The sequence below is a fragment of the Rivularia sp. PCC 7116 genome (assembly GCF_000316665.1).
In the GTDB taxonomy this organism is placed as follows: Bacteria; Cyanobacteriota; Cyanobacteriia; order Cyanobacteriales; family Nostocaceae; genus Rivularia.
In genome coordinates, this window is the sequence record NC_019678.1 from 803,518 (window position 1) to 829,965 (window position 26,448).

Here is a 26,448-nt window from a genome sequence, read left to right on the forward strand (position 1 = left end):
TTTAATCAAAATAAAATCTGATATTAACCTTTGTAGTGAATTATGAATTCTGACAATTCCACATCTGACAAAATCTTAGTTGTTGATGATTCTCCTGATAATGTCTTTTTAATCAAAACCATTCTGGAGGAAGAAGGTTATGAAGTTAGTACGGCAGAAAATGGTTCTTCTGCATTAAATAAAATTGCCGAATCAACCTTTGACTTAATATTGCTAGATTTAATGATGCCGGGAATGGATGGTTATGAAGTAACCAAGGATATCCGAGGAAATGCGGAGCTACCTTTCATTCCAATTTTGTTAATTACCGCTCATGATTCGCCTAATGTAGCTCATGGATTGGACTTGGGTGCTGACGATTTCATCCGCAAACCTGTAACTGTAGACGAGTTACTTGCACGAGTGCGTTCGCTTTTAAGACTTAAGCACAGTATCGACGAACGAGACGAAATTGCTCGTCAGCGGGAAGACTTTGTTTCTCGTCTTACCCACGATTTACGTACTCCTTTGGTAGCAGAGGAACGAATGATGATATTATTCCTCGAAGGCGCTTTGGGAGAACTATCTCCCTCAATGAATGAAGCGCTTACGATCATGGCTCGTTCCAACAGTAATTTATTGGCGATGGTAAATACTTTATTGGAAGTTTACCGTTTTGAAGCTGGACGTAAAACCCTAGCTTTCTTACCAGTCGATATTCGTCAACTACTTGAGGAAGTAGCGAGTGAATTAACTCCTTTAGCAGAAGAAAAAGGGCTGGTAATCAAAGCGGATGTATTACAAACTGAAAACGCAAATAAGATAATGGGCGATCGCCTGGAGTTGCATCGCTTATTTACCAATTTAGCGGGCAATGCTATCAAATTTACCGATAATGGCTCGGTTAGGATGCATTTGGACGCTGATTCGAGCGATTGCGATGCTGTAACGATAAAAATCGTTGATACCGGGCAAGGTATTTCCCCCGAGCAACAAGCCACTTTATTTGAAAGATTTCGTCCCGGAAGTCACAAACGTTCCGGTAGCGGTTTAGGCTTGTACCTTTCCCGGCGTATTGTGGAAGCTCATCAAGGTAATATTGAAGTTAATTCCGAGCTTGGTAAAGGTAGTGTTTTTACAGTTACCCTGCCTGTGAAACAATAAATCACAATATTTTTGAATTTGTAATTTTCAATTTGCATTTGTAGTGATTCTTCCCTACCTTACTAACTGTGATAAATAAAAACTGATTGCTATAGACTGTAATATGTTTGCCCAAATAATCCACAAGCAACGCGTTTTTTTTAAAACTGGTCAAACTAAAGATATTTCTTTTCGTATTCAACAGTTAAAAATTCTCAAGCAAGCAATAGTTGATAACGAAGCAGCAATATTAGATGCATTAAAATCTGATGTAAACAAACCGTTAGTAGAGAGTTATATTGCAGAAATTGTACTTGTTGTCAAAGAAATCGAATATGCTATTAAAAATATAAAAAATTGGACTAAACCCAAGAAGAAAAACGCTCCTTGGCAATTTATTCCTGCTTCAGCAACTGTTTATCCACAGCCTTTAGGTGTAGTTTTAATTATTGGTGCTTGGAATTTTCCGTTCCAATTAACTATTGCTCCTTTAATAGGTGCTATTGCTGCTGGAAATTGTGCCATTCTCAAACCTTCAGAAATTGCTAATCATACCTCTAATCTAATTGCTGAAATTGTTAACAAATATTTTGATAGTTCGTATTTAGCTACCATAGAAGGAGGAGTCGAAACTTCTAAGCAGTTATTAGCAGAAAAGTTTGACCATATATTTTTTACTGGTGGAACCTCTGTCGGAAAAATTATTATGGAAATGGCTGCTAAAAACCTCACACCCGTTACCTTAGAACTTGGTGGAAAGTCTCCTTGCATTGTAGACAACGACATCGATATTGAAATCGCAGCTAGACGTATTACTTGGGGAAAGTTTTTGAATGCAGGACAAGCTTGTCTTGCACCAGATTATCTTTTAGTTCACAAAAAAATTAAAAAGAATTTATTAAGTGAAATTCAAAAGTGTCTTCAAGAATTTTACGGTGAAAATCCTGCGAAAAGTCCCGATTATGCTCGGATTATCAATCAAAAGCAATTTGATAGATTGGTAAATTATCTAAAAGATTTAACAGATTTAAATAGCAGAAAAATCATTATTGGTGGGGAAACTATTTCCAACGAGTTTTATATTGCTCCTACTCTTATTGATGAGGTTTCTTGGGAAGATGCAATAATGCAGGAAGAAATTTTCGGTCCAATCTTACCAGTAATTGAATTTACGAACTATCAAGAAGCCATTGATATCGTTAATTGTCATCCGAAGCCCTTAGCCTTGTATTTATTTTCTCGAAATAAAAGCCTGCAAAAACAAGTAGTCGAAGAAACTTCCTTTGGTGGAGGTTGTATCAACCATACAATGATTCATTATGCCGCGCCTTCTTTACCATTTGGTGGCATTGGAAATAGTGGAATCGGTAGCTATCATGGAAAAGTTAGTTTTAATACTTTTTCCCACTACAAAAGCATACTCAAAAAGCCCTTTATTCTAGATGTGAAATTATTGTATCCACCTTATAAAAATAAATTATCCTTAATCAAGCGAATTTTTGGATAAGTATGGGAGATAGGTAAGAGGGCACAAGGAAAATTGTAAACTTTGACCTTTAACCTTTAACCTTTAACCTTAGTTACTGCTGACTATTTTCTCTATACTAAAACCCACTATACCGTTGTTCCGCAAAAGGTTCGCCGCGCCGATGATAGCCGTTACGTTCCCAGAAGCCTAATTCTTCACGATCTAAAAATTCTAAACCATTTATCCATTTAGCACTTTTCCAAGCATAAAGATGGGGAACTACCGAGCGCATGGGACCACCATGTTCGGCATTTAAAGCTTCGTCGAATAACTTAAAAGCAAAAAAGTTTTCTTCTCTAACAAAATCTTCTATTGCAATATTGGTAGTATAGCCACCGTAGCAATGTTCCATGATGTGAGTTGCTTTAGGATCTACCTCAATCACTTTCATGAAATCCGTGACCTTAATTCCAGTCCATTTAACATCAAGTTTAGACCAGCGGGTTACACAGTGAAAGTCTGCTGTGAATTCGTTATGTGGTAGCTCCATAAAATCCGACCAATTCCATTTTCTGGGTTTTACCAATCCCCATACGCTAAATTCCCATTCTTCCCTACTAACTTGGGGAGTTGCACCGTAAGTAAGCACGGGAAACCCTTTAGCTAAATGCTGTCCGGGAGGAACCCTATCGCTATGTTCAGAAGTCGGCTTTTGAAAAAACTTTCCCAGCATGATTCTGTACAAATATTTTGTTAATAGATAATAATATATTTTTTACACAAGTTATCGATCGCGAGCAATAAAAAAGACTATTGATTACTGGAAAGATTACTATCTCCCTCTGGGAGACTCTACGCTAACGCGCAGTGAATAATGAGGCAATGACATTACCTGTGTGTAAGTCCTATCCTATTTAAAAGGATTCCCTAACCAAATAATTTTATATTTAAACCAACAGGATTATAGATTCTGGTTTCAAGCAAGACGGTTTCTGTCTTATGTCACTTTTCGATAATCGTTGACCTAAAATCCTGTTGGAAATTAACAAATAACTAAATTATTTGTATCAAGAGTAAATTACTCTTCGTCTTCTTCTTCCTCTTCTCCAGATGGATAAACAAATGTAGAGCGTCCGGTCAAAATTGATTTACCAAGGGAAAGAGCTTTCTCTGCTTCAACACTCGCCTTGTGTCTCCAGGTTGCTCGACGCTTATCGCGCTTGGATTTCGATGTTTTCTTCTTTGGAACAGCCATAAAACCAGATACCGTAATTTTTGACAACCTTTTTATTCTAAGGCATGAATTGCTTAATCGCCCCCCTAATTTATCAGGGGTTAGGGGGATATCGAACAATAACCCCCTTTCAAAAAAGCAACGTCTCAAATACTTATGAATTACGGCAGATTTAATATTGACGAGTTTCAGAATGTATCTTTGTACTTAATTTATCTGCTTTCTTGCATATTGCTTACCTATTCAATTTCAACCTGCGGTATAGGAATTGGAACAGCTTCAGTTGACTGTGGAGTATTTTCAACAGCATTATTTTCTCCACCTGCTGCGGTATTATTATTGGCACTTTGCCCAAAAAATAGCAGCGTTCGCGCCATCTTGAAGTACTTTGCCCAGCGTTGAGTATCTGGACGATTGCGCCATTGAGTACGACTAACGTTTAGTTCTAAAACCGGTGCGATCGCGCCAAAGTTCTGTGCAGAAACGACTACGGATACGTCTGTTACCAAAATATCTTTATCAAAACTGCGTTGAGCTGCTGCTCTTGCTACTGCTTCGGCTCTACGCAACAAGCTTTTGTAATTATCTCCCGGCAAACGTGTAATTTCCAAGTCAACTCTGTTAGTATAAGCTCGCACGATTTGAGGGGCGATAGTTTCAGTTCCTAGCCATATTGGTGCAGCCATACTCAGCAAAAGTACGGCTGTCTTTATCCGGATTTTCTTTGTAATTGATGGCATAAGTGGAATGAATGCTTTTACTTTTAATAATCTATTGCCGACCATTATTTTAAATAGCTCCTACACAATGCGATAAATGAATGCACTATTAACAACAGTGTCTTCGTGAGTTTAAGTATTAATAATGACTTACCATCTTTAATCTTGATGATAACCACTTAGACTTATAGACATAGGTTAGCTTTGTTTTTTTGGCAAAGCAAATTACATTAATGACGCTTGCAGTACTTAGAACTGAAGAATTAGCAATCTATGATTACTGTAAGTATATATATCTAGTTTTCAACAATTAAAAGGGCGCATGGCAAAACTATGGGCGATTGCTATTGGCATCAATCAGTATCAGTATTTTCAAGCTTTGAGCTATGGAAGTGCTGATGCAGAAGCTTTGAGAAATTTTTTAGTAGAACAGATGGGTTTCCCTGAAGAACAGTGTTTGTTAATGACAGATTCTTCAGCACCTATAGGGGATAAATCGACTTTACCCACAAAGAATAATATCCTTCAGTTACTGGAAGATTTAGCTGCAAATTCATGGCAACCGCAAGATAAACTATGGTTTTTCTTCAGCGGTTACGGCGTTAACCATGAAGCACAAGATTACTTAATGCCTATTGAAGGCGATTCTAAACGGGTTAAAGAAACTGCTATCGAAATGCGCCAATTAATGCAAACTCTACAGGTTTGTGGGTTGGAAGTTTTACTATTACTAGATTTCAACCGCGCTTTTGGCACCAAGGCAGATTCTTCTATCGGGGAAGAAACAATCGAATTAGCTCAAGAGTTACAAGTCTCCACAATACTTTCTTGTAAACCAGAGCAGTTTTCCCATGAAAGTAGCGAGTTAGGGCACAGTTTTTTTACAGCCACATTACTGGAGGCTTTGCGTTATGGTAACACCAATAATCTCACCGATTTAGAAAGCTATTTAAGCATTCGTACTCCCGAACTATGTCAGCATCATTGGCGACCAACTCAAAATCCTGTCGCTTTTATAACATCGCCGCAACGTCTTTTATTTGATAAAGAATTTAGAGAAGAAGTCAAAATAGATACTCTAGAACCACTGAGTATTCTTGCATCAAGGGAAGCTTTTACAGCACGAGAGGCACCAAAGCTTGAAGAGAAAGCAGTCGAAAATTCAGCTAAAAATACTTCTTCCCCAGTTGCAGAAGTAGCTACCAAAAGCTCTCCTCTTCCTGCTTCCCTAGAAGTTGAAACAAAACCAGCAAAAATTTCTTCTCTTCCTAAAACTTCTGCGACTTCTAGTAGCGAAACTCAAAATTCCGAAGAAGAAGCCGAAAATCAAGATAATCAAGAGAACCAAAATAAATCGAACAAATCGCTGCTATTTGGATGTGCGGGAAGTTTAATAATTGGTGGATTACTTTTAGTGGCTTTTGTATACCATCAATCTCGCTCTCAAACCAAAATCACTATTGTCAAACCTTTACCCAGTAATGTTGCAGGTGTAGAAACACAGCCGCCTAGCAAGCTTCAAGCTAATAATTCCAATTCGCAAGAAAAAATTCAAGCAATGTTGGAATTAGAAAAAATGTCTCTTAATCCCAATCAAGCTAGTGATTTAAGCAAAGCTATTGCAAATGCCAAAAATATTAAACAAGGTGAAGCGGATTACAACCTAGCTAGACAAAATATCAAAGTTTGGAGCGGGATGATTTTGGATTTAGCAAGAAGTCGTGCCGAAAATCAGCAATATCCTAACGCAATAACTACCGCTAAGCTTATCGGTAAAGAAGATCCAAATTTTCTAGTAGCTCAAAAATCTATAAAACAGTGGCAAATTGAGTCCAAACAATATTTTAGTAATAAGACTCTCCTAGAAGCAGCCCAAAATCTAATCAAACCTTCACAAGCATCTACCTATACCAAGGCTATTGATGTTGCTAAAAAAGTACCATCTTCTCAACCGGGCTATGATGCGGCTCAAGAATCCATTAATCAGTGGAGTCAACAAATCTTACAAATTGCTAAAAATCGCGCCGAGAAAAAACAATATTCTTCGGCAATTGCAACTGCAACTTTGGCTCCAGAAGGTACTGTTGCTTATGCCGAAGCTCAAGAATTAATCAAAAAGTGGCAGCAATTACAGAGCAACTAATTCTCAACTCTATAGAGAGCGATCCAGTTTAGCAATACTGCGAAATGTCCTCGCCACATTCATCAGCTAAATAACACAATCCTCTAAAACGCAATCCAACTACTTCTTCATACAGGGGGTTGAGCTTGCACATTGGAGGAATGTGGAACAAAGTTCTACCAAATAACTTCACATCTCGTTCAAACGGACATTGAGCCGGAATCAACTTACAAATACGATGAGCGAATTGGCGATCGCTCACCTGGATATTATTTACCCAAACCCTCAAGGGTTTGAAAATATCCCACTTAGGTTTAGCATTTGGATTCTGCTGCTGAGTTTCGTTGGCTTCACTTTCCTGCTCTCGATCAATTGATACCCAGCTTGCCAAAAATATGTTTTTTGTGGTATTATCGAATACCTTCATTATTTTTTCCTCTAATCCTTGGAGGGTTTTTAAGTTAATTCAACGAACATCTACGAAAGGGTAAATCAACTTTTGCGACAAGCCTTTTATCCTGACGAAGATTTCATTTATTTTGTTCGGTGGCTTCCTCAATCGGAAGCTATCCTTTGCTACGTCAAGTTAAACGCAATTTTGTTCAAATCGGAAGTGCGATACTTCTATCTTGTTTATAACTTGACGTAATTGAAATTTTAGTAAAGTCATCTACCAATAGAAATATTGTGGTGTAACATTTACAAAAATTAACAGCGAAAACATTTATCAGTGAAATTGATAATATGCTTTGTGCTAAAGGCTATCCAAGGTTAGCGCAGACTGCTTAAAAGTGGCTAGTATTTACATCACATCAAAGAGGGTATGCGTTAAAGTTTGATGGCGTTAGCAAGTATATATCGTCAATAAAAGTTAATTTTGCCTTTTTTTGGCACAATTTGAGCATATTTGCTATGACTGTCTGATTAGATAATAAGAGAACAGTTGCGACTGCTGTAACGTCAAGCCGCATGTTCTGATACATCTTGGCTATGTTCTTTGAATGCTTCAAATCTTATATTGCCAGTCTTGATATTTTTATTAGTTTTTAAATATGCCTATTGCGGTGTAGTTTAACTCGGTTAATGATTGATCCTGGATTATTTTTTTTAGATAGAATTTTTGTAAATCAGTTTACTTATTTTGCTTTCTAGCAAGCATTATTTTTGAGGATATTCTCTTGGAGGATTTTAATTGTTTTGTATTAAAGGCTAAATAGAGGTAAGTAAACTTTTTTTGAAGTTTTTTATTTTTTATGGCGCTTATATTTATTTGTGCCAACTTATACCATTTATTTATAAAGATGCGCCGAATTTAGCCCGTGTAGACGGTGAATCTAGTTGGGGGTGTCGGTTTGGGCCCCCCAAACTAGTGTTACCCTAACGGGTCACTTCGTGAACGCGGAGCGTCTCCCGGAGGGGCTTTGTTTAGGTAGCCCCACTATAGCTAGAGTGTTAGCGGAGCGTGTCCGTAAGGAGATGGGCGATTGAGCGCAGCTTTGCAAAAGAGAAGAATAACCTATATGAAGTAAATTTCCTTGACATTTTATTTACATCGCGCTCAACCAAAAAAGGCTTGTAGCAACTAAAAAGAATAAAATCCCCCTTCTCTGCAAGAAAAGGAGGATTTTATTTTAAATGTAAGGCTTCAAAACTTTGTTAAAACCTACGACGCAACTTGTTGAGCAGCAGTACGAGTGCGTCTTCTTCTACCATCAGAAACTTTCGCAGGTGGTTCGTCAGGAATCTGCATTAATAAAGTGACTGTAGGTTGACATCGCAGCTCGCGACGCAAATTACGCGCTAAATCCCGTTCTATCGCTTCTTGTAAACCACCCCAATCTATATCTGGCTTTTTACCATTCAAAGGCTGACCAAATTCTTCCCAACGTAATTCAAGTATTTCCTCAAATCGCTGCTGCACCCATTTTTGCACCATCGATTTTTCCATACTCGTAACTACACCCCGCAAATGAATCTCCGGTTTGGCTAACATCTTGCCAGCCCAATCTACTGCTGCTGCAACGGTAACGATACCTTCTTCTGCCATGCGTTGGCGCTCTAGCAAAACTTTGTCGCTAACCATACCAGAACCGGAGGTATCGACTAATTCCAAGCCAGACGGTACTGTACCCGCAACACTAATCGAATTTTCGGTCAACTCGACAATGTTACCATTCTCTATAATCACCATATTTTCGGCAGGAATACCCATACTTTGGGCTGTCTGAGAATGTTTGACTAGCATTCTATGTTCGCCATGAACGGGTAAGAAGAATTTAGGTTTTGTCAAGGCAAGCATCAACTTGTGGTCTTCCTGACAGCCATGTCCGGAAACGTGAATTCCATGAGAGCGACCGTAAATAACCTTTGCGCCTTGCTGCATTAATTTGTCAATAACTCCAACCACTGCAATGGTATTTCCAGGTATAGGATTAGCGGAGAACGCCACAGTATCGCCTTCTCTTATCTTGATATGAGGATGTTCTCCCCTTGCAATACGGGTCATCGCCGCCATTGTTTCGCCTTGAGAACCAGTAGTTAAAATCAATACCTTGTCATCTGGCAAACTACGAGCAACGTGCAAAGGTTGAAATAGCTTATCTTCGCATTTAATATAGCCAAGGTTGCGAGCGTGGGCAATCAAATTCAACATCGAACGCCCAACAACCGATACCGATCTACCATGTTTTTGAGCTAGCTGCAAAATCATGTTGATGCGATGTACCGAAGAAGCAAAAGTAGTAATGAAAAGTCTGCCTTCAGCTTGCATTACTATTTTTTCTAAATTGGGATACACAGAACGTTCTGAAGGAGTAAAACCAGGTACTTCTGCATTAGTAGAATCGCTCATTAGGCAAAGTACGCCCTTCTCACCATGCTCGGCTAATCTTTGCAAATCAAAATGTTCGCCATCTACTGGAGTATGATCGACTTTAAAATCTCCCGAATGAATCACTACACCTAATGGCGTATGTATCGCAACTGTAAAACTATCACAAATACTATGTGTATTGCGGATATACTCTACCAGAAAATTCTTACCAATCCGCACCATATCGCGGGGTCTTACGGTTTTTAATTCAGTGCGATCGCGAACTCCAGCTTCCTCTAACTTACGTTCCAACATTGCCATAGCTAGCCTAGGACCATGAATTACAGGAATGTCAAACTGTTTGAGGTGAAATGCAATACCGCCAATATGGTCTTCATGCCCGTGGGTAACTACCATACCCTTGATTTTATGACGATTTTCTCTCACGTAAGTCATGTCTGGTAAGACAATGTTGACTCCATGCATTTGATCGGTAGGAAAAGCCAAACCAGCATCTAATAAGATAATTTCGTCTTCATACTCAAAAATACAAGTATTTTTTCCAATTTCATGCAGTCCGCCCAATGGAATAATTTTGAAGGCAGAGGTTACTTCTTTCTTAGCCATTTTTTTCCTTAGATAATAAGTTAGTTAGATTTTTCTTTTCAGTTAAAAGCTTGATTAGAATTTTTGAATAGACAAACTTTTATTGCTGTTTTTTTTGCTGAATAACGTCTCTTGTAGCAACATTTAATTAATCTTCAATTGTTATTCATAACGGATTTTAAATACCGCAATACATCTATCAGTCAATTACAACACTATAATCTTTAAAAACAGACTTGCTTACCGCCTATATATGTATTCTATTATACACTATATTTACTAAGACATCATCTAAACTTCGTTCAAATTCATTTGTTTCAGCACTGTTTGCAATTCTTGAGTCAATTCAGATTCAGCTTCGTATAAAGGTAGACGAGTTGAACCAACATCCCATCCCTGAAGATTTAAAGCTGCTTTAACCGGAATAGGATTAGCGGTTGCAAATAAAACTTTGAACAGTGGAAAAAGTTTCAGATGAATATTTTGAGCAGTTTGAACTTTACCGCTGAAAAAAGCTTGAATCATCTGCTGTAACTGCAAACCAACTAGATGAGAAGCTACACTTACTATACCTCTTGCCCCAATAGATAATAAAGGCAAAGTCATGTAATCATCACCAGAGTAAATCTGAAATTCTTGCGGTGTCAAGCGTCGCATTTCACTGGCTTGATCTATATTCCCAGTTGATTCTTTAATACCAATAATATTATCTATTTCAGCTAAACGGGATACTGTTTGGGGCTGTAGGTTTTGACCAGTCCTACCGGGTACATTGTATAACAATAATGGTAACTCAGGTACGGCTTCAGCGATTGCCTTCATGTGATGATAAATGCCAGCTTGCGGGGGTTTATTGTAATAAGGTACAACCTGCAATGAGCCATGTACTCCTATTGTAGCTGCTTGTTGTGTAGCTGCCATTGCTTCTTTTGTGGAATTAGAACCACATCCTGCAATTACTTTCGCTTTGCCAGATACGGCTTGCAATATACATTTGAATAATTGGTATTCTTCATCCCAAGTCATACTAGGGGATTCACCAGTTGTTCCGCAGATTACTAACGTATCTGTACCATTCTCAACTAGATGCACTGCCAGCTTTTCTGCGACATCGTAATTAACGCTACCGTCTTCCTTAAACGGCGTAACCATTGCGGTTAGAACATTTCCAAAATCTACCACCACTAAATTTACTCCTAATTACATATCAAGGCGGTTTCTAATTCCCTTAGTGGCTGTTTAAACTTAACAATCGGCAAAACTGTTTTTTGGTCAAGAATAAATAATACCCCATTCATTACTTTTTAACCCTTAAATTAATATTGTTTAATTGACGATATTTTTTTTACTTTAAACCAGAAATATACTTTGGTTTTTAATTATTGTTATAATACTTTATTTCAAAAAATATTATCTTCCTGTTACTGTAGGGAGCATGTTCTTCTTCACTAGTAATTCAGCAATTTGAACCGCATTCAAAGCAGCGCCTTTACGGATTTGATCTCCGCACAACCATAGTTCCAAGCCGTTTCTATGAGAAATATCCTGACGAATTCTTCCTACCAAAACTTCATCTATCCCTGTTGCTTCTAAAGGCATGGGGAAATAATTAGCCTGCCAATCTTCGATTAATTTCACACCTTCAGATTTGCCCAAAATTTTTCTTGCTTCTTCTACTTCAAAAGGTGTTTCAAACTCTAAATTTATTGCTTCTGAATGAGCGCGTAATACAGGAACTCTAACGCAACTCGCAGTAATCCGAATATCCATATCGTTGAATATTTTACGAGTTTCGTTGACCATTTTCATTTCTTCTTCACAATAACCAGCCGAATTTAATGGAGAATTATGAGGAAACAAATTAAACGCCACTGGATAGGGAAATACCTCAGCTACTGCTTCTTTTCCTTCCAGAATATCTAAGCTCTGATTTTTTAACTCTTCCATTGCTTTAGCCCCGGCACCGCTCGCTGACTGGTAAGTAGCTACAACAATACGCTTGATACGTTTGACTTTATGCAAAGGAAATATCCCTACCGACATTAGTATAGTGGTACAGTTGGGATTTGCAATAATACCTTTATGATTTTGTACGGCTTCAGGATTTACTTCTGGCACTATTAAAGGCACATCAGCATTCATCCGAAAAGCGCTAGAATTATCAACTACTATTGCACCTTTCTCTACAGCTTTGGGTGCCCAAACTTTGGAAATCGAACCACCAGCAGATGCTAATAACACATCTACATCCTTAAGAGCAGTTTCGCTTACTGCTTCTACTGATAAACTTTCTCCTCTAAAAGTAAGCTTTTTTCCCGCACTCCGTTCGGAAGCTAGTAATTTTAGCTCGGCTAAAGGAAATTTTCTTTGTTCTAGTATTTCTAGCAGTTCCGTGCCTACAGCACCGGTTGCTCCCAAAATTGCTACACGATAAGTTTGAGACAAATTAGCTTCCTCCTACTAATAATTTGATTTGTAATTATTTCTAAATTTATGATGTCTTTATCGCAAAAAATTTTCATATTTTTGTTAGTCGCACTTAAGCCAATTTTATTCTACTTATAAATTACTTTTATTTTGATAAATAATTATTTTTAGTATTTTGACAGACCATTATCATTAATTTTCTTACTTAAGACTCCCTTTATTATGATGCACTTTACAACAATTATTAATTAACTATCTATTAGTATTTTATAAATATATAAAGTATATATTATACACGACTTTTGTTTTTGAGAGTAAAAATTGAGCCTAAATTATGAGAACGTTCCTATACAGCATCTAACTTGTAAGAGGAGATAATTAAGACAGCGTTGAGTAGAAGTGTTTATGTACTATGATTCAGATGGATGCTTAGTCAAAAGCAGGCGAAAAAGAATAACAATGATATAATTCACCGGATTGTGGTTGAGATGTTGCTTTAACTCTACTCAAGCATAAAACCTTAAATTTTCATGACAAGACAATTCTTGAATTACGAGAGTTTTGTTGGAAATTAGGATATCACGATGATTTGCCCCTCAGTTATAGGCAGCCGCGTAAAAGGAGATTAAGGTCGCAGAGTTCTAATTACATGCACGCAGACCCAGATATAGTTCAGGGGACTTGTACTCAAACACTATTTTTCAAGTGATTAAACAAGTCTATGATACCACCAGCTAATGTCGGAAGTTGATAACACTTCATTTGCATTGGCAAAGAGTGAAGTGATTCTTCAGCCTCGGTATTCATAATCCCAGAGTTTCTAGTAACCTTGTGTTTAATTAGATTGTGTAGGAAGTTAACCTCCCGTGGTGGGGCTTAATTTTCATCAAGAAATCCAACGGGGCTTCTAAAGAAAATTATGGCGGTGAAATTTATCCGCAACATTAGCAGCTTTCCTAAAGCTTTAGAGCATAGGTCAAGCTTAATGCTTATCCCCCACAGAAAATTGTTAAGAGATGAAAATCTCAGCTTCCCTCCGTATGAAGTTAGCAAACTTTGAGTAAAAAAGTAACAGATATCAGCAAGTCTATGAAAGTAACCCAGGAAAAACTGCCAGCGAGTCAAATTGGTTTAGAAATAGAAATTGCCCCAGAAAAAACCAAGCAAAGTTATGAAAAGGTAATTCAAAATTACGCTCGACAAGCCAATATCTCAGGATTCCGTAAAGGCAAGGTACCTCGGCAAATATTGCTACAGCGCTTGGGAAAAACTCGCATTAAAGCAGCTGCAATCGAAGAACTGATTCAAGATAGTATTGGTGAAGCGATAAAGCAAGAGAATATTGAAGCTATCGGTCAGCCTGAGTTACGCTCTTCTTTTGAAGAATTAATCGATAGTTACGAGCCTGGAAAACCTTTGACTTTTTCCGCCGCCATAGATGTACCACCTCAAATTGATTTGAGTGAGTATTCGGGTTTGGAATTTAAAGCTGAAGAAGTTAAATACGATACCGAACAAGTAGATAAAGTTTTAGAAAACGAGCGTCAGCAAATGGCGACTTTGATTCCTGTGGAAGGTCGTCCCGCACAATTGGGAGACACTGCTATTCTTGACTTTAAAGGATTTTTAGCTCCTGAGGAAGGCGCAGATCCTGAAGCCGAACTCGAAGTAATTCCTGGTGCGGAAGCTACCGACTTTCAAGTTGACTTAGAAGAAGATAAATTTATTCCCGGATTTATCTCAGGAATCATAGGAATGAATCCTGGAGAAACCAAAGAAGTCGATGCTCAATTTCCAGATCCTTACGCGAATGAAGAACTAGCAGGAAAAGCTGCTAGATTCACGGTAACGCTCAAGGAACTTAAGGAAAAGGAACTTCCCGAATTAAATGATGATTTTGCTCAGGAAGTCAGCGAATTCGAGAATTTAACTGAATTACGCAATTCCTTAGAAGAGCGGTTCAAGAAGGAAAGCGAAGATAATGCTAAAGCTAAAAAGCAAGAAGCTCTACTAACAGAATTAGTTAAGCACGCAACATTTGACTTGCCAGAAACAATGGTTCAGCAGGAAGTCGATGCAATGCTTACCCAAACTGCCATGCGTCTTTCGCAGCAAGGGTTAGATATTAAGAAGCTTTTCAACCAAGATACTATTCCTCAATTACGCGAACGTTCCCGTCCAGAAGCATTAGAAAGGCTGCAAAAAACTCTTGCTTTGCGTGAAGTTGGCGAACGGGAATCTATCAAAGCTACCCCCGAAGAAGTAGAAGCTAGATTCAAAGAAGTACTCGAAGAATATTCTGGAGAAGATGTAGACCCTCAAAGAGTCAAAGAAGCAGTCGAAAACGAATTATTAACTGAAAAAATAATCGACTGGCTTTTGGAACGTTCTTCAATTGAACTTGTACCTGAAGGTTCTTTAACCCCCCCAGAAGATGCCACAGAAGAAACTGTAGAACCCAACGAAGTTGAAGAAAACGAAAATGATTCTTCAAGTGACGAGGAACAAACTGTCTCGGCTACAGTTCAGGAATAATGGCAGTTTATAGCACTCAGCAATCAGCCTTAGGTCGAAGATAAGTATACATAGATAGCGCTTAACTTGAATTAAAAATTCGCCTTACTTAGCAAGAGTTTTGGAGCCTGCTTAAATCTCGATTTTTTAATTATCAATTTGATAATCGCTGGTTTCAGAAGTTAGTTGCATCATACGTAAACCACTAATCTATCTCTATGGCGATCGCTGAGTGCTACCTGGCCCAAATAAAAATAAAAAATATGCATTAATCTTAACAAAACTTCAAATTAATGCGAATTACACCTTGCAGCCGTCAATATTATTGATTCGATCTACACGCTCTTGATTTATATAAGGCATAATGGTTAACACATACTGTCTTATAAAAATTCGGTTATTGTTATAGACAAGCAGCAATTGCTGTCTTTTAGCTACTGTTGTCTTAATGGTCATTTATAACTTTTATGCTTGTATCGCAATCGGGAAATTACCCATTGAGCAGTTTGAATCAATTACCTATTTATTCGCAAAGCGATAGCCCATCCGCTACCTCTATGCTTCCAACGGTAGTAGAACAATCAGGTATGGGGGAAAGGGCTTTTGACATCTATTCGCGCTTACTACGAGAGCGAATAATTTTTTTGGGAACTCCTATCGATGATGCGGTTGCGAATTCGCTTGTTGCTCAACTACTGTTTCTTGATGCGGACGACTCAGAAAAAGACATTCAAATCTACGTAAATTCCCCTGGCGGCTCAGTTACGGCTGGCATGGCAATTTATGATACAATTCAACAAATCCGTCCAGACGTAGTAACTATATGTTTTGGATTAGCTGCTAGCATGGGTGCTTTATTACTAACAGCAGGAACTGCCGGTAAGCGGATGTCTCTTCCGGATTCTCGGATTATGATTCATCAACCTTTGGGCGGCGCTCAGGGGCAAGCAGTGGATATAGAAATTCAAGCTAAAGAAATTCTTTATCATAAATCTAAGTTGAATGAGATTTTAGCATCTCATACTGGTCAACCATTAGAAAAAATAGAAGCTGATACCGAAAGAGATTTCTTTATGTCGGCTGAGGAAGCTAAAAACTATGGGTTAATCGACCAGGTTATCTCCAGGCAAAATCTTCCCGCAGCAGGGGAAAACGTCACTAGAGTGAAATAAGAGGCTGGTATGACAGGTAAGTACGACTCCCATTTAAAATGTTCATTTTGTGGAAAATCTCAAGAGCAGGTACGCAAACTAATCGCCGGACCGGGAGTCTACATCTGCGATGAGTGCGTTGACTTGTGTAACGAAATTTTAGATGAGGAACTGCTCGATACTAATGGTGCAGCAACTGCTTCGCAGCCAGCACCACGGTCGGAACCTCCACAAAAACGCCGCACCCGCTCTGCCAGTCTCTCGTTTAACCAGATACCGAAACCGCGAGAAATTAAAAAATATCTTGACGAACACGTTATAGGTCAAGACGAAGCTAAGAAAGTGCTTTCAGTTGCGGTATACAATCACTATAAAAGATTGTCACTGGTTAACGGCTCTAAAGGAGACGGCGATCGTGAGGATGATGATTCAGACTCGGTAGAACTACAAAAATCGAATATCTTATTGATTGGTCCTACAGGGTGCGGTAAGACTCTGCTGGCGCAAACTTTAGCGAAAATTCTTGATGTACCTTTTGCCGTTGCCGATGCTACTACCCTTACAGAAGCGGGTTATGTAGGAGAAGATGTAGAAAACATTTTGCTGCGACTGTTGCAGGTTGCCGATTTAGATGTTGAAGAAGCGCAGCGCGGAATTATCTATATCGACGAGATTGACAAAATTGCCCGTAAGAGCGAGAACCCCTCGATCACGCGAGATGTCTCTGGTGAGGGCGTGCAGCAGGCTTTGTTGAAAATGCTTGAAGGAACTGTTGCCAACGTTCCTCCTCAAGGAGGGCGCAAGCACCCCTATCAAGACTGCATTCAGATTGATACGAGTAATATTCTATTCGTGTGCGGTGGTGCTTTCGTAGGTTTGGAAAAGGTAGTAGAGCAAAGAACCGGTAAAAAGTCAATTGGATTTTTACAACCTGGAGAAGGGCAATCTAAAGGAAAGCGAGTGGCTGATACAGTACGCCATTTAGAGCCAGGAGATTTAGTTAAGTTTGGCATGATACCCGAATTTATCGGACGAGTTCCAATGGTGGCTGTGGTAGATCCACTTGATGAAGAAGCTCTAATGTCGATATTAACTAAACCGCGTAGCGCTTTAGTCAAGCAGTATCAGAAACTGTTAAACATGGATAGCGTCCAGTTGGAGTTTAATGGAGAAGCTCTCAAAGCAATAGCTCAAGAGGCTTACCGTCGTAAAACTGGTGCTAGAGCATTGCGAGGCATTGTTGAAGAACTAATGCTAGATGTGATGTACGAATTACCTTCTCGTAAGGATGTGAATGTTTGTACGGTAACTCGCGAAATGGTTGAGAAGCGTTCCACAGCAGAACTGTTGGTACATCCCTCTTCCCTACCGAAGCCTGAATCAGCTTAAATATAATTAGGAATTAAAAGTTAGAAGTTAGGAATTTATTCTTAACTTCTAATTTTTTGTTTTTGATAATTAGTTTTTGATAGATGACTTATATTAAAGTTCGTGGCGTAGAGCATTATTACGAGTGGATAAAACAAACGTCTAATGGTTTAGAAAAACCGGTGATGGTATTTATTCATGGTTGGGCAGGTAGTGCTAGGTATTGGGAGGCTACTGCAAAGGTTTTATCGGAAAAATTTGATTGTTTGCTTTACGATATGCGTGGGTTTGGACGCTCTCGCGGTAAAGCAATTATTGATGAGTCGCAATTTCTTAAACAAGAAGCGGCAGAAGCAATTAAATTAACCTATGAGTTAGAAGAGTACGCCCAAGATTTGGCAGTATTGCTTGATGAATTACAGTTGCAGCGCGTTTATATTAATGCTCACTCAATGGGCGCATCAATTGCGACTTTATTTCTCAACCAATATCAAGAACGTATAGAAAAGGCAATCTTGACTTGTAGCGGTATTTTCGAGTATGACAAAAAATCTTTTGAGGCTTTTCACAAATTTGGTGGCTACGTTGTCAAATTTCGTCCTCAATGGTTAGCGAAAATTCCTTTGGTTGACAGAATGTTTATGGCGCGATTTCTTTATCGATCTATAAAATCAACCGAGCGTCAGGCTTTTTTAGAGGACTTTTTGATAGCAGACTACGAAGCTGCTTTAAACACAATTTATACTTCAGTAAGCAAGGCTCAGGCTGAATTAATGCCACAAGAGTTCGCCAAACTCAAAGTTCCAACTTTGTTAGTATCTGGGGAATACGATAAAATTATTCCCGCCGAGATGGGACGAAAAGCAGCAGCAATGAGCGATAGAGTTGAGTATAAAATGATTTCTAATACGGCTCATTTTCCCATGCTTGAAGACCCAAAAACTTACCTAGAAACAGTTAAGGAATTTTTGCAATTACCTACGCTGCTGTCTGCATAAGAGATTGGGTATTGGGAATTTAGCATTGAGCTTTAAAATTAAGAATTCTTAATTTTTAGCTCTTAATTCTTTCCCCATACTCTTTTACCCCAAACCTAACTCTCTTTTGAGTAAATTAATCGATTTACTGCCAATATAATTTTCACAGTAAACCATCTTAGGAGGACGAATAATGTCTTCTATAGCCATTTGCATAGCTGCTTGTACGGCACCATAACTAGTCTCATCAGTACAAAAAATAATTTGTGCCCGTTTGACTATCGCGCCTAATTTATAGCTATCTTTTGGTTGGGAAGTCATTACCAATATTTCGTCCCCTCGTAAACCATGAAGAATTACTTCTGTAGCTCGGAGAATTCCGGAACTAAGGCTAACAATCCCAATACAACTATCTTTTGATAAATTTTTAACAATATTGAATTCTTTTGCGTAATCATGGATATCAAGAGGGATTACACGTACTGCTCTAGGTGCTGCAATTGCTTCTACTTCTCCGATGAAATATCGGCTTGTCACAACTGTTGCTGAGGTTGTTTTATCTAATACAGCTGATAATTCTTCGGTAGCAACTAATTGTACTGGTATTTGTAGTGCCTGCTCTAATTCCTGTACTATTAATTCGCCAGCGCCAATATCTTGAGTTGGTACTGCTACTAATACCCTTGCACTACAACGTAACCGCCAATCTATTTCAGCCAAAAATATCTCGCGGGCTTGATTTAATGAACAACCTTGAGAAAGTAGTTCATCTAAAGCCTTCTGAACAATTTTGTATGCTTGAGGATGTTGTTTGAGAATTGGCGATTGTAATTTGCTACCGCCCTCGTGTCCTTGAGCGCGGACGTAAATTCCCGAGCCAGCCAGACTTTCGACAAGCCCGTCCTCTTCTAATTGACGGTAAACTTTACTAATAGTGTTGCGATGTAAGCCAGTTTGCATCGCCAAAGCTCGCGTTGAAGGCAACTTATAGGCTGGTGGATATTGCCGCGATGCGATCGCGAATCGAATTTGGTTAAATAACTGAGTCGATGCGGGAATTTCACTATCTGGCTGAATGCGGAATTGAATCATCACCTTCGTTATAGGGGTGCTAGTAGCTTAATTGATAACCTGTAAAAATAGGCGTTATTTGCTTTCGGGCTGAATAATTTATTTATACATCGAAATTCATAAGGGGAAATTTTTCACTGGCAAAGATTATTACTAATTGATAAGAGAAATGAAACTTAAGCTTTTGTGACTGGACTCCACTATATCTAATAATCACACCACACTCGTAAAAACTATTATGACAGAGCGTGCAATAGACACCAAAACAATACAAATTGCATCGGATTCAGTGCGGGTAGATGCTCATCTAGCAAAACCTCAACAGCAAGGCACCTATCCGGGAATCGTTGTATTGCAGGAGATATTCGGTGTTAATTCCCACATTCAAGAAGTTACCGAACGTATTGCCAAGGAAGGATATATTGCAATTGCACCTGCGTTATTTCAACGTCAAGCACCAGGTTTTACCAGCGGTTATACCCCTGAAGATATAGAAGTAGGTCGAAATTACGCTTGGGGACAAACCAAAGCATCAGAGCTACTAAGCGATATCCAATCGACGATAAATTATCTCAAAACTTTACCTGAAGTCAAAAAAGATGCATTTGGCTGCATTGGTTTTTGCTTCGGCGGTCATGTTGCATATCTTGCCGCTAGCTTAACCGATATAAAAGCTACCGCTTCATTTTACGGTGCCCGTATAACTACGAGTACTCCTGGTGGTGAGAGACCTACTATAAATATTACTTCACAGATTACAGGTAGGCTTTATGCCTTTTTTGGTATGGAAGATGCCAGCATCCCCCCAGAACAAGTAGACATGATTGCAGCAGAATTAGAAAAATACAAAGTACAAAGCGATATATTTCGTTACAAGAATGCTCAACACGGTTTTTTTTGCGATCGCCGCGCCAGCTACAATGCTCAAGCTGCTGAAGATGCTTGGGAGAAGGTTAAAGAATTATTTGGACAGCTTTAACCATGTTGAGGCTTCCCATAGAAATTTTTTCTTTTAAAAAGTTTCTGTGGGAACCCTTGACCGGATTTGTAGGATATGGTGTAAGAGTTGTCATTAATTATTAATCGAAGAATCAACTTTTTATGATTTGCTTTCTTTTTTATGGTTTCAAAACTTTCTAAAAAAGCGTTTAAAAAGCTGAATTATTTTATTTGCTTACTAATTAATGACCGATCAATCATAATTTGCTCTTATAAAGAGCATTCTAAATCTTAATTCATCTTCAATTTCTTATGGAGAACGAAGCAAACATCTCTCAAAAAGCCAATACGTCTTTTACGATGGACGATTTTGCGGCAGCTTTAGAAAAACATGACTACCAGTTCCAAAAAGGACAGGTAGTGAAAGGCAAAGTGTTTCAAATCGATCCGGATGGGGCTTATGTCGATATTGGAGGCAAATCCTCAGCCTTCATTCCCCGTCATGAAGCCGCTTTGAGAGAGGTAATAGATTTATCAGAAGTTCTACCACTTCATGAGGAACTAGAATTTTTAATTGTCCAAGAGCAAAATGCGGAAGGGCAAGTAACCATTTCTCGTCGTCAATTAGAAATGAGGCAGATTTGGGAAAAATTGCTAGAAATGCAAGAAACTACCAAGAGTGTAGATGTGCAGGTAATGAACGCCAATAAAGGTGGTGTCACAGTCGATCTTCTTGGTTTGCGTGGTTTTATTCCTCGCTCTCACTTGCTTGAGCGCAATAATTTGGAAGCACTTAAAGGTCAAAAACTCACCGTTAGCTTTCTAGAGGTGAATCGAGACACTAATAAACTAGTGCTTTCTCAACGCTTGGCAAAAAGTTCTGCGAGCTTCAGTTTATTAGAAATCGGTCAGTTAGTAGAAGGAAAAATCACAGGTATCAAGCCATTTGGAGTTTTTGTTGATATAAACGGCGTTAGCGCGTTACTTCACATCAAGCAAATAAGCCAAAAATTTATTGAAAGTCTAGAAAAAGTATTTCAACCCTCACAAGAAATTAAAGCTCTTATCATTGATATGGATGAAGGAAAAGGTAGAGTTGCACTTTCTACCAGAGTATTAGAAAACTTCCCCGGTGAAATGCTTGAAAGTATGGAAGAAGTAATGGCTTCTGCCGAAGCACGCGCCGAAAGAGCTAGGAAGAAACTTTTGGAATCAGCTAACGCTTGATGATTGTTAGTTGTTAGTTGATAGTTGATAGTTGATAAAATCTTCAGCTATCAATTCTTAACTTATAACTCCTAACTCCTAACTTGGAACTTCCAATAATTCTTTATTATGGCGATAGCAATTTCGGAGTTGCTGTAATATTTCTTCATGAAAGGCAAATTTTATTAGCCCAATTAATTTGCCCCATTCATGCAGAAATTTCTCCTCGATACTTTTGTCAAATTGGATTGCAAAGAAACGCGCCCACCATCTAGGTGCTTGCTTCCTATTAATAAAATGATGTTGCTTTAACCAGCGTCTGCGCCATTTCGCTATTTCTGAAGCGGTAGGTGGCGCAACCCCTATAATCGGTGGAAAATCCGCGTAGCTGACAAATTTGCTCAAACCCTTGCCGTGGACGTAAACAACGTAACGCCAGCATTCAACTACATAAATATCTTCAAATTTGATTTTAAATTTCAAACAAACTGCTTCTTCGGTAACGAATCGCCCTAAGGGATGGATTTCTGAAGATTTATAAGAAATTTTTGATTCCCTGATGACGAGTTTTCTTGGCTTGAGTAGTGATACCATAGTAGATGCATTTAATTAGTAGATGCATTTAATTAGTAGATGCATTCCGTAGAAATTAGATGCATTCTGTTACCAGATACATTAAGAATTACGGAATTCTGAGACTAAGTGCGGTTGCTCTCAAGTTTTCCACGCTGAAGAGCAATCGTTTTTTGAACTACAATTATTAAATGACAACAAGGTATCACTTGTCAAGCATATAATGGGGCTTGTTAGATTAAGAATTAAAGAATTTGCCAATGAGAAGGGTTGGACATTGAAAGACGTTTCCGACCGTTCTGGGCTTGTTTACAGTACAGTTAGAGCTTATGCTCGCTCTCCAGGAATGGGCAGCGTTGATTTTACTGCGATTCAAAAGCTAGCTCGCGTATTTGATGTAATGATTGAAGATTTAGTAGAAGTAGTTGAAGAATAATGAAATAATAGATTAATCAAACGAATGTAGATTGTTTGATTAAAGAAGTATGGGAATTATTAGGCTAAAAGTTCGGGATTTTGCAAGTGAGAAAGGCTCGACACTTAAAGAAGTCTCAGACCGATGGGGACGTAGTTTAAAGTACTCTAAGAACTTATGCTCGCTTTCCTGGATTAAGAACTGTTGACTTTACTGCTATCCAAAAACTAGCTCGTGAATCGACGTAACGATAGAAGAATTAGTCGAAGTGGTTGAAGAGTAATTAAAACGAAAAACTAATCCCACAAATCATAAAACAATCTCGAACTAACATCCGTTTCGTTAACAGCTTGAGATTAATTTATTATTCATCACTCTACATCAAAATTTTCTCGTAAATTGATTAAGTAAACTACTGTAAAGATTTTTTAACAGAAATAAATATAAGCCAGATAATCTGCTTTAATTGCGAACAATAAAAAAGTATACGAGTATAAAAAAATATAAAATGCTGTTTAGATTTCCAGCAAATTAGGCAATTTATTTACCTAAAAGCTATATGTAGAAGAAATCTCAAGCAATTAACAACTAATTACTAATTACTAACAAATATATCTTCTGACTGTATAACCACGGATGGGAAAAAAGTAGTGGTCAGATATTTCAGGAATAATGCGGACGCACTCACCTGAAATATCATGGTACTTTACACATTAGCGTTCCTCTGCTAAAGAGGGCGGTTTAAGCCCGCCCCCTTAGCATTTTTCTTAGTGTAACTCAGAAATTTCTAAACATCCTCCCCATCTCCAATATCGCGCTTCGGTGGACGTTTGTAAGTAAATGTAAAGGTATCACCACTAGTAATTACTCGCCGCATTTCGTCATACATCGGATAATTGCCTACACCACTAAGACTTGCCCAGCCCCTTGCCCTAGTTAAGGCTACAAACAATTGGTTACGATGATTCATATCATTCTCGTTACGAGCAACTTTATCAAAGCCAACTACATAAACCATATCGGCTTCGTGTCCCTTAGCGCGGTTGATGCGAGACACTGTAACGCCGTCCTCATGCCAGAATTGATCTGGGTCATTATTAGGATATTCTGGATACAAATCGTTTAATATTTTAGCAGTGGGAATATAAACGTCAATATTTTGATCAATTAAGAAATCGGCAACTTCTCGTTCTAGTTCTATCGCTTCGGAATTAGAGCCTAAAACAACTACTAAAATATCGCGACTGGGATTAAGACCATCATTGACAATATTGTGCATGATGTTCTCAGATAAAGCTGTTAATTCTTGTTCCCGGGAATTGTAGGTTTTAAATTCTAGTAAGGGTTCTCCCCAAAGTTCGGGAATTGGGTTGGGAGAAAATTGTGGCGATCGCACTATAGTAATTGGCTTACCGACTTTGCGAAAATCACCTTGGACTTCGTAACCGATTCTGTCCCAATCTTTTTTATTAGTAATACCCGAAAGCATTCCCTCACTACGCAGCAAACCCATACCAATTGCGTGGGCTGCGGTCAAAATTGGTCCGGGAGTGCGGTAACAGTGACGCATAACTTCCGAACGTTTGATACCACCAGGATATTGTGGCTGTTTATTAAGAAGATTGCTTAATTCTTGACCAAATACTTCTTTCGCTTTTGGTACGACTAGACTATCAAGACTTTGTGCTTCATCGTAAGCCCAGATTAAGCGCTTTTCTTCTGGTGTTTCCTCGCTTGCAGGTCTTAAAGCTTGATAAGCTAACCAGTAGATTGCTTGTTTGTCTTGATATTTCAAATTCTCATCAGCAACCAAATCTTGACCTTCATCAATCAAGATAGCGTCAAACATCGGTTCAACAGTTATTTCTTCTTGTAAACGCTTGCATAACTCAGCTAAACCGCGATTTGGTTGTCTTTGGTTGGTGTCTACAACCGTTCCGCGTCTTTTTCCGTTATATTCACATATTGTCCCATATAAACCGGGTTGCTCTTTCGCACCCCAAGCATGAAGCACGCGCAATTTTAAATTTGTTTTAGGGTCATAGTGCAAATCTCCACCGCTAAAACGACGCATCCACTGGTCTAATAAGCCAATCATTAGGTCATATAAAGAGCGAGTGAAAAACACCAAAGCGATATCCCAATCGGGGTGCTTCAAATGCATATGCGCTGCCTTTTGACACAGCAAAACGGTTTTCCCGGAACCCGCAATCCCGCGAATACGTTGGGGACCTGGGGGTATTTCTTTACCGATATGTTCTTGCTGTAAATCGATTTCGTAAAGCCTTTGACGTAAAGCATCCATTACACTAGCGCGGGTTTTACCACTAACAGCAATATCGCGCTGAGGTTTGCGAAATATAGGAGTTCCGCCAATTACTGAAAGTAGTAATTCCCAGTCTTTATCCTGCAAATTTTCTCCAGGAACTAAAGGAGAAGTTTGTTGAATACGTTCGAGTAAAATAGCTTTAGTTAATTGGTCTTGAAAAATTATTGTAGGGCAATTGGGTAATTGGTCAAATCCTTTTTGCTGCCATTGTTCTTGAGTAATTAAAGGTAGTGCAATAATAATTCTACCGTTGACTTTACGCCAGATTGCCGGTTCTCGGTCGGTATATGCAATTAAAGCGCGTAGTTGATGTTCTGCTAATTGAGATGGAGATGCTTGTGCAGTTCGGAAGTCTTGTAAAAGCCAATTTTGATCGGTGATTTCAGCTATTTGGTCAATGGTAACTGGTAGAACTTCAATAACTGTTAAACCAAATTCGCGATCGGCAATAAGGATATCCGGTTCCTTACGAATTTCGCCAACCTTCGAGAAAATAGGATACCGCCAATAACCGATACAGTTTCTATCTGCAAAAGCATTTTTAACGGCATCCCATACTTGTTGTTCGCTTGATTCCGTTCCGGATTTTACAGGTTCTGTAGTGATAAATTTATTAGTATTTTCTTCAAAAGTCATTTTATATTTTCGCTTTAAATTTGTTAAAAGTAATGAATCTTTGTTACGCGAAATTACCCTCATCCGATTGTGGATGGGGCTAAATAAACTAAACTGTTAATGCGCCCTTTAAAGTAGTAACAAAAGTTTCATTCGTGTTGCTAAATTAGCATCGCTTCAGTATTTGCTGCCAGTGGATATACACGGATAAGGGGTGATATTACGCTGTTTACTATCTCAGAAATGATGCGGAGTTATTCTTATCTTCTTTGTGATAAATATTGCTTTATTGATAATAAGAATTTTATATTGATTCTAAAGATGGCACTTCAAACTTATGAAAAGCGCAAACATTGTAAGAACTCGCTGACATCGTAGCTGATAATTTAGAAAAATGGAGCGAGCAGTCGTAAGCTTAGTCAAAAAGAAGAGCAAAAATTGAAGAAATATCTATGCCCAGACTAAAAAAAATATGGATTAGAATTATTAAAAGCAAATGGAGCTTATGCATTTAATAATCGGGCGACCGATAATTTATGGATATTATTGAAAGAAGCCAAGTTAGTTGAAAGACATTTGACTAGAAAACTTATAGGGATTGTTATAAAAACATTTAGATAACACTGCTTATCGCCCATTGATTGAGCAAACAGTAGAAATACCTTTACAAACGGATTAAAACGGAGAGGGTGGGATTCGAACCCACGGTACCTTTCGGTACACTCGATTTCAAGTCGAGCGCATTCGACCACTCTGCCACCTCTCCAGGTAGCTGTCAGC

The 26,448-nt window shown here is 38.6% G+C and carries 20 protein-coding genes and 1 tRNA gene; 10 read left to right on the forward strand and 11 right to left on the reverse strand.

What is annotated here, in order from left to right; translation table 11 throughout:
- The first annotated feature begins 42 nt into the window (after positions 1-42).
- Positions 43-1,143: a hybrid sensor histidine kinase/response regulator gene (locus tag RIV7116_RS03055; protein ID WP_015116801.1), complete on the forward strand. Its 1,101-nt coding sequence runs from the start codon at positions 43-45 to the stop codon at positions 1,141-1,143.
- Positions 1,144-1,246: 103 nt separating this feature from the next.
- Positions 1,247-2,629, forward strand: coding sequence for an aldehyde dehydrogenase (locus tag RIV7116_RS03060; RefSeq protein WP_015116802.1), 1,383 nt, complete (start codon positions 1,247-1,249; stop codon positions 2,627-2,629).
- Between the two features lie 97 nt (positions 2,630-2,726).
- Here RIV7116_RS03060 and RIV7116_RS03065 read toward each other — a convergent pair whose 3' ends face one another.
- The 3 genes from RIV7116_RS03065 to RIV7116_RS03075 all read right to left on the reverse strand — a co-directional run bounded on the left by RIV7116_RS03065 (position 2,727) and on the right by RIV7116_RS03075 (position 4,564).
- The gene (locus RIV7116_RS03065; RefSeq protein ID WP_015116803.1) at positions 2,727-3,323 is read right to left on the reverse strand and encodes a sulfite oxidase-like oxidoreductase; all 597 of its coding nucleotides are present in this window, start codon (positions 3,321-3,323) and stop codon (positions 2,727-2,729) included.
- A 345-nt stretch (positions 3,324-3,668) separates the two neighbouring features.
- Positions 3,669-3,845, reverse strand: coding sequence for a 50S ribosomal protein L32 (rpmF, locus tag RIV7116_RS03070; protein ID WP_015116804.1), 177 nt, complete (start codon positions 3,843-3,845; stop codon positions 3,669-3,671).
- Between the two features lie 218 nt (positions 3,846-4,063).
- Positions 4,064-4,564, reverse strand: a complete 501-nt coding sequence (locus RIV7116_RS03075; RefSeq protein WP_044291444.1) for a hypothetical protein — start codon at positions 4,562-4,564, stop codon at positions 4,064-4,066.
- A 301-nt stretch (positions 4,565-4,865) separates the two neighbouring features.
- Here RIV7116_RS03075 and RIV7116_RS03080 point away from each other — a divergent pair, with 301 nt between their 5' ends.
- The gene (locus tag RIV7116_RS03080; RefSeq protein WP_015116806.1) at positions 4,866-6,686 is read left to right on the forward strand and encodes a caspase family protein; all 1,821 of its coding nucleotides are present in this window, start codon (positions 4,866-4,868) and stop codon (positions 6,684-6,686) included.
- A gap of 28 nt (positions 6,687-6,714) precedes the next feature.
- Here the strand turns inward: RIV7116_RS03080 and RIV7116_RS03085 are convergent, their stop codons facing one another.
- The 4 genes from RIV7116_RS03085 to RIV7116_RS03100 all read right to left on the reverse strand — a co-directional run bounded on the left by RIV7116_RS03085 (position 6,715) and on the right by RIV7116_RS03100 (position 12,528).
- A complete protein-coding gene (locus tag RIV7116_RS03085; protein WP_015116807.1) occupies positions 6,715-7,092 on the reverse strand; it encodes a Mo-dependent nitrogenase C-terminal domain-containing protein in 378 nt (125 codons plus the stop codon).
- 1,236 nt (positions 7,093-8,328) lie between these two features.
- The gene (locus RIV7116_RS03090) at positions 8,329-10,104 is read right to left on the reverse strand and encodes a ribonuclease J (RefSeq protein WP_015116808.1); all 1,776 of its coding nucleotides are present in this window, start codon (positions 10,102-10,104) and stop codon (positions 8,329-8,331) included.
- Positions 10,105-10,374: 270 nt separating this feature from the next.
- Positions 10,375-11,265: a 4-hydroxy-tetrahydrodipicolinate synthase gene (gene dapA / locus RIV7116_RS03095; RefSeq protein WP_044291445.1), complete on the reverse strand. Its 891-nt coding sequence runs from the start codon at positions 11,263-11,265 to the stop codon at positions 10,375-10,377.
- Between the two features lie 228 nt (positions 11,266-11,493).
- Positions 11,494-12,528: an aspartate-semialdehyde dehydrogenase gene (locus RIV7116_RS03100; RefSeq protein WP_015116810.1), complete on the reverse strand. Its 1,035-nt coding sequence runs from the start codon at positions 12,526-12,528 to the stop codon at positions 11,494-11,496.
- Between the two features lie 1,071 nt (positions 12,529-13,599).
- Between RIV7116_RS03100 and tig the strand changes: the two genes are divergently transcribed.
- The 4 genes from tig to RIV7116_RS03120 all read left to right on the forward strand — a co-directional run bounded on the left by tig (position 13,600) and on the right by RIV7116_RS03120 (position 18,541).
- Positions 13,600-15,045 (forward strand): trigger factor, encoded by a 1,446-nt coding sequence (gene tig / locus RIV7116_RS03105; RefSeq protein ID WP_015116811.1) that lies wholly within the window; start codon positions 13,600-13,602, stop codon positions 15,043-15,045.
- A gap of 446 nt (positions 15,046-15,491) precedes the next feature.
- Positions 15,492-16,196 (forward strand): ATP-dependent Clp endopeptidase proteolytic subunit ClpP, encoded by a 705-nt coding sequence (gene clpP, locus RIV7116_RS03110; protein ID WP_015116812.1) that lies wholly within the window; start codon positions 15,492-15,494, stop codon positions 16,194-16,196.
- Between the two features lie 9 nt (positions 16,197-16,205).
- Entirely contained in the window at positions 16,206-17,564 is a 1,359-nt protein-coding gene (clpX, locus tag RIV7116_RS03115) for an ATP-dependent protease ATP-binding subunit ClpX (protein ID WP_015116813.1), read from the forward strand.
- Between the two features lie 83 nt (positions 17,565-17,647).
- Positions 17,648-18,541: an alpha/beta fold hydrolase gene (locus RIV7116_RS03120; RefSeq protein ID WP_015116814.1), complete on the forward strand. Its 894-nt coding sequence runs from the start codon at positions 17,648-17,650 to the stop codon at positions 18,539-18,541.
- Between the two features lie 84 nt (positions 18,542-18,625).
- Here RIV7116_RS03120 and RIV7116_RS03125 read toward each other — a convergent pair whose 3' ends face one another.
- Positions 18,626-19,612 (reverse strand): GntR family transcriptional regulator, encoded by a 987-nt coding sequence (locus tag RIV7116_RS03125; protein WP_015116815.1) that lies wholly within the window; start codon positions 19,610-19,612, stop codon positions 18,626-18,628.
- Between the two features lie 217 nt (positions 19,613-19,829).
- Between RIV7116_RS03125 and RIV7116_RS03130 the strand changes: the two genes are divergently transcribed.
- Positions 19,830-20,570: a dienelactone hydrolase family protein gene (locus RIV7116_RS03130; protein WP_015116816.1), complete on the forward strand. Its 741-nt coding sequence runs from the start codon at positions 19,830-19,832 to the stop codon at positions 20,568-20,570.
- A 272-nt stretch (positions 20,571-20,842) separates the two neighbouring features.
- Positions 20,843-21,757, forward strand: coding sequence for a S1 RNA-binding domain-containing protein (locus RIV7116_RS03135; RefSeq protein ID WP_015116817.1), 915 nt, complete (start codon positions 20,843-20,845; stop codon positions 21,755-21,757).
- Between the two features lie 78 nt (positions 21,758-21,835).
- Here RIV7116_RS03135 and RIV7116_RS03140 read toward each other — a convergent pair whose 3' ends face one another.
- The gene (locus tag RIV7116_RS03140) at positions 21,836-22,330 is read right to left on the reverse strand and encodes a hypothetical protein (RefSeq protein WP_015116818.1); all 495 of its coding nucleotides are present in this window, start codon (positions 22,328-22,330) and stop codon (positions 21,836-21,838) included.
- 202 nt (positions 22,331-22,532) lie between these two features.
- On the opposite strand from RIV7116_RS03140, the gene RIV7116_RS03145 reads away from it, so the two are divergent.
- Positions 22,533-22,745 carry a helix-turn-helix domain-containing protein gene (locus RIV7116_RS03145; protein WP_015116819.1) on the forward strand — a complete coding sequence of 71 codons (213 nt, stop codon included), beginning with the start codon at positions 22,533-22,535 and terminating at the stop codon, positions 22,743-22,745.
- A 766-nt stretch (positions 22,746-23,511) separates the two neighbouring features.
- Here the strand turns inward: RIV7116_RS03145 and RIV7116_RS03150 are convergent.
- Complete coding sequence (locus RIV7116_RS03150) at positions 23,512-25,689, reverse strand: DEAD/DEAH box helicase (RefSeq protein ID WP_015116820.1); 2,178 nt, start codon at positions 25,687-25,689, stop codon at positions 23,512-23,514.
- 660 nt (positions 25,690-26,349) lie between these two features.
- A tRNA-Ser gene (locus tag RIV7116_RS03155) sits at positions 26,350-26,434 on the reverse strand.
- Positions 26,435-26,448 lie beyond the last annotated feature (14 nt).